This is a genomic window from Bacillus sp. ISL-46, from assembly GCF_018613205.1.
In genome coordinates, this window is record NZ_JAGGQR010000023.1 from 1 (window position 1) to 10,159 (window position 10,159).

General features: G+C 34.1%; 10 protein-coding genes and 1 pseudogene. 4 read left to right on the forward strand and 7 right to left on the reverse strand.

The window, feature by feature from the left end:
- Positions 1–203: pseudogene (locus J7E67_RS13900) on the forward strand (NADH:flavin oxidoreductase); the annotation flags it as partial.
- A 465-nt stretch (positions 204–668) separates the two neighbouring features.
- On the opposite strand, the gene J7E67_RS13905 reads toward J7E67_RS13900, so the two are convergent.
- A complete protein-coding gene (locus J7E67_RS13905) occupies positions 669–1,682 on the reverse strand; it encodes a DUF3231 family protein (RefSeq protein WP_214732128.1) in 1,014 nt (337 codons plus the stop codon).
- A 257-nt stretch (positions 1,683–1,939) separates the two neighbouring features.
- Between J7E67_RS13905 and J7E67_RS13910 the strand changes: the two genes are divergently transcribed.
- Positions 1,940–2,416 (forward strand): hypothetical protein, encoded by a 477-nt coding sequence (locus J7E67_RS13910; protein WP_214713507.1) that lies wholly within the window; start codon positions 1,940–1,942, stop codon positions 2,414–2,416.
- A gap of 969 nt (positions 2,417–3,385) precedes the next feature.
- Here the strand turns inward: J7E67_RS13910 and J7E67_RS13915 are convergent.
- Positions 3,386–3,931, reverse strand: a complete 546-nt coding sequence (locus tag J7E67_RS13915; protein ID WP_214732130.1) for a TetR/AcrR family transcriptional regulator — start codon at positions 3,929–3,931, stop codon at positions 3,386–3,388.
- A 309-nt stretch (positions 3,932–4,240) separates the two neighbouring features.
- On the opposite strand from J7E67_RS13915, the gene J7E67_RS13920 reads away from it, so the two are divergent.
- Together J7E67_RS13920 and J7E67_RS13925 are read left to right on the forward strand one after the other, a co-directional pair.
- Complete coding sequence (locus J7E67_RS13920) at positions 4,241–5,176, forward strand: alpha/beta hydrolase (RefSeq protein WP_214732131.1); 936 nt, start codon at positions 4,241–4,243, stop codon at positions 5,174–5,176.
- 82 nt (positions 5,177–5,258) lie between these two features.
- On the forward strand, positions 5,259–5,795 hold the full coding sequence (locus tag J7E67_RS13925; RefSeq protein WP_214732134.1) for an NAD(P)-dependent oxidoreductase: 537 nt from the start codon (positions 5,259–5,261) through the stop codon (positions 5,793–5,795).
- Positions 5,796–6,143: 348 nt separating this feature from the next.
- Here the strand turns inward: J7E67_RS13925 and J7E67_RS13930 are convergent, their stop codons facing one another.
- From J7E67_RS13930 to J7E67_RS13950, 5 genes are all read right to left on the reverse strand, one after another.
- Positions 6,144–6,308, reverse strand: coding sequence for a hypothetical protein (locus J7E67_RS13930; RefSeq protein ID WP_214732136.1), 165 nt, complete (start codon positions 6,306–6,308; stop codon positions 6,144–6,146).
- A gap of 1,132 nt (positions 6,309–7,440) precedes the next feature.
- Positions 7,441–7,578 (reverse strand): cold shock domain-containing protein, encoded by a 138-nt coding sequence (locus tag J7E67_RS13935; protein ID WP_283933059.1) that lies wholly within the window; start codon positions 7,576–7,578, stop codon positions 7,441–7,443.
- Between the two features lie 493 nt (positions 7,579–8,071).
- Positions 8,072–8,533, reverse strand: a complete 462-nt coding sequence (locus tag J7E67_RS13940; protein ID WP_214711903.1) for a CarD family transcriptional regulator — start codon at positions 8,531–8,533, stop codon at positions 8,072–8,074.
- Positions 8,534–9,114: 581 nt separating this feature from the next.
- Positions 9,115–9,318, reverse strand: a complete 204-nt coding sequence (locus J7E67_RS13945; RefSeq protein WP_214711904.1) for a cold-shock protein — start codon at positions 9,316–9,318, stop codon at positions 9,115–9,117.
- A gap of 169 nt (positions 9,319–9,487) precedes the next feature.
- Complete coding sequence (locus tag J7E67_RS13950) at positions 9,488–9,685, reverse strand: sporulation protein Cse60 (protein WP_214711905.1); 198 nt, start codon at positions 9,683–9,685, stop codon at positions 9,488–9,490.
- Positions 9,686–10,159: the final 474 nt, after the last annotated feature.

Sequence of the window (10,159 nt, forward strand, 5' to 3'; positions counted from 1 at the left end):
AAGCTATGGAATTAGGTTTGCCGCTAGTCGCCATTGGGCATGCGTTAATTATGGATCCTAATTGGGTTGAGAAGGTCGCAAATGGACGTGAAGCAGAGGTGGATTCTGAGTTGAACGTTTCGAAACTCGACCAGCTTAATATTCCAGAAAAACTTTGGAATGTTATTCAAGCAATGCCAGGTTGGTTTAATATTGGTAAATAAAAAAATAGTCCTATGGGGGCTGTTGACAAAATGGGAAAGGAGCCGTGACTCCTTTCCCATTTTGTTTTTTTGTTCGTTGTTTTTTTCAATTTAAGTAACGACACACCAGCCACTTTCGAACTTGGATTAATCATGTTTATTACTTTCTTCATTTCTTCCTCCATGACCTTTCGGATAAATAACTTTGAGTGTTTTCGATATTTATTATTAAAAACCCTCTATTTATTCAATAAATTTATGTCATTTCATCTTCAACTAAACTGCCCGTTACTTGAATAAGAAAAAGGCTTTACCCTGTTAAAGTAAAGCACCCGTTACTTTAAGTACAACACTTCACAATCTGCTTCGTTAATCAAACCAAAATAGGCGATGCCTTGTCAAAGCATCGCACCCTTTAGTTGAAGAAGAAACTTAGATATTATTTGCATGAAGGTCATGAGCAATTCATGACTTTTCCATAACTTTTTATTTTTTAATTATTTCTTTTCGTTCTACCATTTGAGGCGGTTCTTCCATCCATCCGTTATTAATCATAATCTTTGCACCTTCATGGGCATATTCGAAAATATCTTTAGTAAAAGCAGTATTTTTTGCTGCCAAATCGTTCCGTAAACTAAAAGCAGTTCCTACGGCATTGCCTCCCATAGAAAAACTACAAAACATACTGGTACAATACATCATGAGCTTATCGGAAAACGGAGGAACTGTTGAACGCGTCGCATTTCCGCCCGAGGGAGCAGGTATTTGGATATTTTCTTCGAGAAAAGTTTCACTCATCTCTTTAATAATACTTTTTGCGAGTTCTGCTCCTTTTGTAAAAAATTTTTTCACTTCTGATTTATTGGCACATTGAGCAAAACCAGTAATCATTTGTAACCCAGTCACATTTGATTCAATACCATGAAAAATATAAGCAACTTCTATCGTATTTAATGTTCTCTTGTTACCAATTTTAGTAAATGGATTTAGTCCAGCCAAGTAGTTTGTATCTTTAACAAACTCAACCGAATTGGGCATAGAAACATAAGGAGATCGGGCAATCATCCCCTTTTCAAGCAAATATTGTGTGCAAGAATTATAAAATGCTTGGGTGATGGCGGTAAGTTCTTTGAAAAGCATGACAATATCTTCACGATATACCATGTTTATATTGAGCGTATGCAACCCCATACTAATTTCTTTTAGTAAACGTACAAACATGATGTCAAACCCATTATCATAAAGCTTAGGTACATCTTTATTTACATCTTGTGTAGAAAATGCGACAGGGACTACTGCTCCTTCATCTTGGAAAATCCCTTTGATTTTCTCAACGTAAGGATCAATTTCATGGTATAAATCAGTCATGATTTTCTTGGCTTTTTCGTCGTCAGCTTTTTCTATAAAGTATTCTAACATCCGTAAAATCATCGTTTTCTCTTGGTATGTAAGCCATAGAACTCCAAGTTCGGATGACGTTATTGCAGGTTTCTCAGGCATACTGCATTCCTCCTATATTTTTTCTTCTTTATTTTGCTCTACAAAGAATACAATATCCTAAAAATTTATATACTTTACCTCGTTAATTGTTATAGAAAATAATATTTTTCCTTTAGCTAGAATATTTAAATACTGTATTAAGGAAAATAAATTTGCATGAAAAATTCGATGAAGAAATTTAGATGGAGGGATGGAATAACTACCCCATTCCAAATAGATACATAATAGTAAAAGAAAAGTGATAGAAGTGAATAATAATGATAACAAAAGATGAGCTTGAAAAAATCCTTTGGAGTATTGCTTTACCTGGGTTTGCCCAAATTCTGAACAAGAAATTTTTTAAGGGATTACTTTTCATCGGATTAGAAATATTGATCAATGTCCAATCCAACTTTAATGATGTAATTATTCTGAGTTTTCATGGGGAAATTGAAAAAGCAATTGGACAAACGAATTACCAATGGTTGATGTTTTATCCTTGTCTTTATTTTTTTGCGATTTGGGATGCTTACAGTGATGCAAACGGTAAAAAAGCATCCTTAGCGTTTCTTCCGTTTGTGTTTTCCGCCTATTTAGTTACAGTAGGGCTTATTTACTCAGCAACATTTAAAGTAAACGGAATGTTACTCGGACCTATTTGGTTACCAATGTTGTCATTACCCATCGGAATACTGATTGGAATTTTTTTGAGATATATGCTTTTAAAATTTATATATCGTGCCGAGGAAACTTAGGTACACTAGCTCAAAGAAATTAGTGATTCTTCAATAAAAGGAAACGCCAAAGGGTTCAATTGGCGTTTATTTTTTATTGAACTAACCTGCATCCGTTACTTCAATAAGAAAAAGTGCTTTACTCTTTATTCAAGTAAAGCACCCTTTAGTTCAAGAATTTCTATGTTCGATTTTATATATAATTGAAGGCAAACAAGTAAAAAAATGTAAATAAAATACTTAATGTAATAGCCCACAAGAAATTAACATAATGAATTCGCATCATTATAAACATATTGACGTTAAAAAAAATCGACCACCAAATACTCACCCGTTATAATAAGTAATCCGCCCAAATTTCCAACCAATCCATTCGACTACACTATAAATAAAGACCCATTTCAAAATATGAACTATTTGTTTTTTTAATGGGGTGGGATAAGTTGATAAGAAGATAAAAGTGGACAATGAAAAGGTTATTAAAACGTACAAAAGGTAAGTCGTAATATGATTTATAATATAGTCTTTTTGGATTTTCCATAAATGATAATTATTAAGTGCAAAGATTTTATATAAAAAATCGCCAGCAATAACGAAAATTATCGTTGGATAGTAATGTTTGAAATTTTTCCAATCCCCCCAATACATAGCAGCCAAAATAGCCCATATTGCTATTGCTATATGAATTTTAATCACTTCCCAATACGATATACATTAATAATATTATTTGAATTTATTAGTATTCTTATGCCTTAAGATAAGGGAACACCTTCTTAAGCTAACCTGCCATTTAGTTGAAGAAGAAAAAAGCTTTACTCCCTATTGAAGTAAAGCACCCCGATAGTTTAAGTGAATTTCTTCACAAAACCCCCTTTTTTACTCCTCCATTCCTCGCACTCCAGCTTCTTCCCTTCCGATAATATGGCGATATGTAAACTGATTACCCTCTGAAATTATCCAATTTAATTGTATAAATAGAATCTCTACCAATTACAGATTTCTTTCTAATAACATCCCCAGTTGTTCTGCTACAACTTCAAGCGGATCAGGAATTCCTTTCATGAGATAGGTTTCAATTACCCCTACGATAGCTGACCCAAGGAAGGTAAGAATCAGGGCTTCACTGACCCCCTCGTTTTTCCCTTTGAGGATATTTTCGTCATGCTTTAATTCTTCGATGATCAATTCTAAGAAGTGTTTCCGAAAAGCAAAAGCTCCTTGCCCTATTAACATCGTCGAAAAAAATAAATAATGATTTTCTAAGTATTCAAACCAAATAATATGAGCTTCTTTTAAGCTTATGTCAGATAGAGGGTCACATAATTTTCTAAGCTCCTGCATATGTCCTTCAATGAGTTTATCCAATAAATCATATTTATCAAGGTAATGAAGATAGAACGTTCTGTTCCCCACATTCGCTCCAATGCAAATATCCTTTACCGTAATTTTATCAAACCCTTTTTCTGACATGAGTTCAACAAAAGCGTTTTTTATGGCATCTTGAGATTTAAGTATCCTTCTATCGACTTTAATCATTGTCATAGCCTCCTTAACTTTCTTAATAATTAATGCGCAATTCCAATCAATTCGTGCGTTAATGCGTGGATTCACCGAAATTGACGATTGAAAACATTCTGTTTCCCTATTATATTATACACATAGAAGATATAATACATATGCGCGCATTATTTCTTCTATGTGTAGACTGGTTAAAAAACATGGTGGTCATGGTGGCGAAAGAATTCGTTTCTGCTAAAAATATATATAGGTGGTCAAAAAGTAGCCCGTTTTTCAATGGAGAAGTTGGAAGGCAGGACTAAATTTCTAATAGAAGGAGAAAAAAACATGCGAAAATTTACATTTGAATTAAATGAAAAAGTTACAAGAACAGAAATCCGTTTTACAAACCGTTTTGGTATAGAATTAGCTGGTGACTTATATTTACCAAAAGATGCAGACGACAAAAAACTTCCTGCACTTGTAATCGGTGGACCATTCGGAGCTGTTAAAGAACAAGCATCTGGGCGTTATGCCAATGAGATGGCATCTTTTGGATTCGCTGCACTAGCTTTTGACGGTTCATACACGGGTGAAAGTGGTGGGACACCCCGTAATGTTGCAGCACCAGACATCAACACTGAAGATTTTATGGCAGCCGTTGATGGAATAGGACTTCAATCCAATATTGACCGTGAACGTATCGGTGTGATTGGTATATGTGGATGTGGCTCAATTGCTCTTAATGCAGTCTCTATGGATAAACGTGTCAAAGCTATCGCAACAGTATCGATGTATGACAACTCAGCAGGCTTGGGTGGTCTTCCATTAGAACAACGTACACAACTGTTCGAGTCATTAAGTCAACAACGCTGGGCGGATGCAGAAAATGGTACATTCGCACCAATGGCCGATCAATTACCAGCAGAACTTCCTGAAAATCCAGATATGGATACCAAAGAAACGTTTGAATTCTATAGAACACCACGTGGCTTCCATGATAATTCAATTCTATCAAATGGTAGCTGGAATGCGACGATGCCATTTTCATTTATGAATACACCAGTTATGAATTATATTGATGAAATTTCGCCACGACCAACTTTATTTATTGCGGGAGAACAGGCATTCTCAAAGCCTTTAAGTGAAGTGGCTTATGAAAAAGCTAAAGAACCAAAAGAATTATTAATTGTCTCAGATGCATGGCATGCGACGTTATATGATAATATGAAAAAAATTCCATTTGATAAATTAGAAGAATTTTTTACGAAAAATCTTAAATAAACATCTAATCTAAGTTCTGTCATAAGACAGGACTTTTTTAGAACTTATTAAACAATTCAACATACAGAATAAGGAGAGAACAATGAAAATTACAATATTTGGAGCGAGTGGTAAGGTCGGCAAGTATGTTTTGGAGGAAGCAATAAGTCGTGGACATCACGTAGTAGCAGCAACGCGTACAGGTAAAACGTTAAGCACTCACCCGTTAGTAAAACATATTGCAGTGGATTATGATGATATATCTGATATTGAACTGGCTTTAGCAAATAGCGATGCAGTCATTATTGTATTTGCAGGTTCAGGTGGGGTTGCAAAGCCTACTACAAATATTATTCAAGCTATGAAAAATCAAAATATAAAACGTCTTGAGCTTTTAACAGCTTTTGGAACAAGTCCTGAAGCACGTAAAAAATTAGGTGTTCTTACAAGATTAGCACTTATACCTTTTAGTCCCTGGTTTGGCGATATGCCAAAACAAAATAAAATGGTAAGTGAATCTGGGCTGGATTATACGATCGTTATGCCTTCATGGATCACCTATGAAGAAGGTAAGACACCTTATAAACACGGCGATTTCAAAGGCAAATCTGCTATCGTGTCAACTTGGCAGATTTTATAATTAATAATCTAGAGCAAAATGCCTATATCGGTGAAAGTGTTTATATTCAAGAGTAAGGGAGAAGATTATGAATATTCTTGTTAAAACAGCTGTGAGTCAAGTTTTAATAACTTCTCATGACTCTTTTTTTGAACTCCTGTCATTTTAGGAGTTATTTATCATAGATTTTAGGCGATATTTTGCACTAACAACATATAAATTTTTGAGATTCATCCCAACATAAAAGCATGTTTTTTTAATAATACATGCTTTTATAAATTAACGTCTTATTCAACAAACGCACCCTATAGTTTAATAAGGTTCTTTCCTTAATTGCTTAAACTAACTTAAAGATTATAGGTTAGTACTTTAATCCTTCCTCCAATTTTTTTGGTTCTGATAGATGTACTTTACTCTTTTAGAAGTCCGTTTAACGGTAACCATTAATAACGCAGTATAGATTGTTGTTAAAACTAATCCAACTAAGGCACTATAGTACATAACATTTAATTTTTGGATGAATTTAAATTTCAAAAAAATCACCTCTCACTTAACTTTTTCCTTATCATAGATATCTTCCTGCCATAACTGATAAAGATATAGAATGACGGCTAGTATTGTCATTGTCAAAAGATTTTTGAGTGGAGAGAAACTACCAGTTTCTCTTATCTCTAGCTTGTTTAACATTTTAGTAAGACCCATCCCGTAGAAGAGATCGATTATTAAATTAACAATAATATATATCCGAAATTTACGAAATGTAAAATAAAATATCCATATTGTACCTACCAAGAATATGCCATATACAGTAAATAATGGTGCTATTTTGTCCCAGCTAAAAAGAGTCTCTTTAAATTTCCACCAGTTATATGACCAAGCCATTTGTGCCAATATTGTGTTGAGCACTGTGGCAAATAGAGCAACAGGCATATATCTTCGAATTGCTAAACGGTCTAAAAAGATCAAAGAAATCCAAGGAATAATAAATATAGACCAAAAAAACCACTTTAACCATTTTATAAGTCCTTTCGGTATTAACTTTATATATAATTTGTCCTCTATTGCTAAATAAAATGCATCTTCTTATTCAACTATCCTGCCCGTTACTTCAATAACATGCAGTGGTATGCGGTGAATCTTTCTCATTTAGCAGGTTAATAATTCTTCTTTTGAAACAATACGCCATTCATGTGCTACAAATTTTTCTATATAGTCATTGATACTAATTTCCTCTAATTCAATTGCAAGTGGATGTAGATACATAGCATTCATTTGTCTCATAATTTAGGGTAACTTTTACAACCTTATATCCATTATGAAATCTTGAATCAAAATCTGGGTCATCAATAATATCTCCTTTAACAGGAACAAGAAAAAGCTACTATTGGATCTATTAATACGGGACCTTTTTATAGTATCTTCTTGTGGAGAGTGGGTGGTTCCTTTGTTCTTCTAGATGGCAACTTACTCGTTCGAGAAAAGTTGCTAGGGATAGAGTATTGGACAAGTAGTCTCATGGGACAAGGGACCTGTCCCCTCGTCCCATTATTCGGGGAAACCATTGAAGTAAAAGGAAATGACAAAAGTATACTCAAGTACAAAGCGGTGATTATGCTTGGTCCCCCCTATGATCAGAGTTCATATTTACAAAGGGGTAGGAGATCAATTAAATTTTAGAAACGTTTTCTGCTTGAGAGCCACGTTGTCCTTTTAGAATATCAAATTGTACGCGTTGCCCTTCATCAAAGGATTTAAAACCATCACCAGTAATCTTTACTATTGTTATGTAAATAAAATAAAAAATGGTTTCCTGGTCTGGAAACCATTTTTGTAGTTGACCATATGGTGTTACCAATTCGTTTTTCTCTTTTACGTAAAGAAGATAAACAATTACTATTCACTGTCTCAGTAGATGTAAAAAATTCTTAAAGATAGAGGTGAGATTGATTGTTTTTTCTTCTAGAAATAATGACTTAAATAATATATTGTATACCTAAAACAATGAAAGCCCTACCTCTCATTCATCCTTACGGCTCCTTGTCCGTGCCAGTGTGAATCAGGATTGCAAAAATCAAGTGACTATTTTATCGAGTTATTTGATGAAACTTCAAACGTTCGTAAAAGAAATTTAAATAATAAAAATGGATTAGATTGTAGAAATAACAAAAGAGGTTAATGCTCTAAAGGTGAGTTGGAGAAGTTGAATGTCTTTGAAATGATTTACTTTTAATAATAAACATATTCCCAAAAAATTCAGGATATTTTCGGGAGATGTAATACATTATCTTAAATTAACCTTAACAGAAACTTTTTATTTGATTTTCAGTAATCCCTTTAATTAATCCCAGTTCACTAATCAAAAATTCATGTGCGTTATCTAACATTTTTTTTTCGCTTGTATTAAGTGCTTTTTCTTTCTTCATACGAATTAAATCACGTACAACTTCAGTACATTCTTGTATTTTACCCGTTTTTATTTTGACCGTGTTCACTTTATACCTTTGTTTCCACGGCAGTAATCTATCTGATTCTCCATGATGAAAAATGTTTATGATGTGTTTTAATGCAATTATGTCAGTAACAGGGCGTATACTTGAACTCAATATTTTACCCGTAGGAATCATGACTTGCATATTACCGATTAACATTTTTATGACATAATACTGTTGTTTTTCCCCTGAGATTTCCTTTTCTTCTATGGCTTTAATTATACCTACTCCGTGCATTGGATAAACAATGTTATCGCCAATTTGAAACAAATAATCCACCTCCATATATGGTAACCTTCTTAACCCTAACATATATATTATTTTTTATCAAATTTTTAATAATATCATAAATTTATTTTCAGTGTCAACTACTTTTTCTTTAAAAATCAGAAAAAGCAAAAACAATAGGAATCGTGTCGGATTACCAATAAAGGGAAGGTTAATTTTCACGCGTATATTCTGAAACCTCTACTAACCTTAATATTATTATTCTATATAAAACCTTCCTGTGCAAATAACACAAAAAGCGACTGCCTTGTTCAGCAATCGCTACCCGTTACTTTAAGTGCAATTCATCACAATCTTTATTTTAACATAAATACCCAATACGCCTTGATAGTCCATTAGAATCGAAGCAGAAAATATCCTTCAAGTATCTCATAAAAATAAGAGTCATTTTATAAGCCACTCTCATTAAATTAGGATAATCCTTAATTATATGCTACACTTGGTTTACCATTTGATTTACTGTTTTCATGTCCCCTACTCCTTTACGAGTAGGGGTTCTTTGTTTCACAGAAAAAAGAAAAGCAGACTCCCATAAAAGAGCCTGCCTTCCCTGTTTTGTAAAATTAAGCAGCTTTACGTACGTTTAAAGCTTGAGGTCCACGTTGACCTTGCTCCACATCAAAAGTCACTGCTTGACCTTCTTCTAAAGTTTTGTAACCTTCGCCTTGAATCGCTGAGAAATGAACGAATACATCGTCTCCACCTTCACGTTCGATGAATCCGAAGCCTTTTTCGCCATTAAACCATTTTACATTACCTTTTTCCATTTGTTTTGCCTCCTAGTGTGTAAACACACACAATGTAATACTATCCCTGCTCTCAGTGATCATCAAGATGAAAAGTTACAAATCCTTTACACCGAACAAAAATAATTCTTTTTTAATCATAACATTTTTTGTTAGAAATGTCAAGATACAGAAAAATCCATTGAGCTCACTATTTCTTTATGATAATCATTGCCGTATATTTTGTATCAGGATTCACTCCATATTCTGTGTGCATGCTTACAGCAAGAGGAACAGCATTGTATTTAACATCTATCAGCTTTCCTTCCTCTAATGAGCCAAGAAAATCATTAACTACCCGAATAAGTTCTGCGAAGTCTGTACTTTGAAAACCTTTTGCCTCATACATAAATTTATCCCTCCCTTCATCTTATATTTATACACAAAAGGCATATTCTCCTATAAGAACTCCTATTATTTAAATTCCTTTCACCCGTCTTATTTGTTTGTAATATTTATGTACTTTTGTTTTTCAACTATTCTGCCCCGTTAGCCATCCATGAAGCGCAAAAATCAGCGCTTCACCACAGAGAATGAAAATGGTCACGAACCGTCAATACTGATTCTACGGCTGGGAGAGGAAGGTCGCTGAACTATGGTGCGTTAGAGCCCATCCGTTAGTCTGACTCCACCGACCACGGTGCACCACTGACTGTCGCTCCCTTACGGGAAGCACACATGGTAGATTAATCCTATTCTGGTTGTTGCACCAGCCTCTAATTATAATGATCGCCGTAGAAAGGATGTTTTCAATGGATGTAGTCATTGAAAGAGCATGCGGTATGGATGTCCATAAGGACAATATTACTGCCTGTATTTTGAC

What these genes read in the sequence shown, in the direction of transcription:
- J7E67_RS13910 (WP_214713507.1), top strand. Translation starts at nt 1,940, where the DNA reads ATGATAACAAAAGATGAGCTTGAAAAAATCCTTTGGAGTATTGCTTTA.
- J7E67_RS13945 (WP_214711904.1), bottom strand. Translation starts at nt 9,318, where the DNA reads ATGGAAAAAGGTAATGTAAAATGGTTTAATGGCGAAAAAGGCTTCGGA.
- J7E67_RS13915 (WP_214732130.1), bottom strand. Translation starts at nt 3,931, where the DNA reads ATGATTAAAGTCGATAGAAGGATACTTAAATCTCAAGATGCCATAAAA.
- J7E67_RS13925 (WP_214732134.1), top strand. Translation starts at nt 5,259, where the DNA reads ATGAAAATTACAATATTTGGAGCGAGTGGTAAGGTCGGCAAGTATGTT.
- J7E67_RS13920 (WP_214732131.1), top strand. Translation starts at nt 4,241, where the DNA reads ATGCGAAAATTTACATTTGAATTAAATGAAAAAGTTACAAGAACAGAA.
- J7E67_RS13950 (WP_214711905.1), bottom strand. Translation starts at nt 9,685, where the DNA reads ATGTATGAGGCAAAAGGTTTTCAAAGTACAGACTTCGCAGAACTTATT.
- J7E67_RS13905 (WP_214732128.1), bottom strand. Translation starts at nt 1,682, where the DNA reads ATGCCTGAGAAACCTGCAATAACGTCATCCGAACTTGGAGTTCTATGG.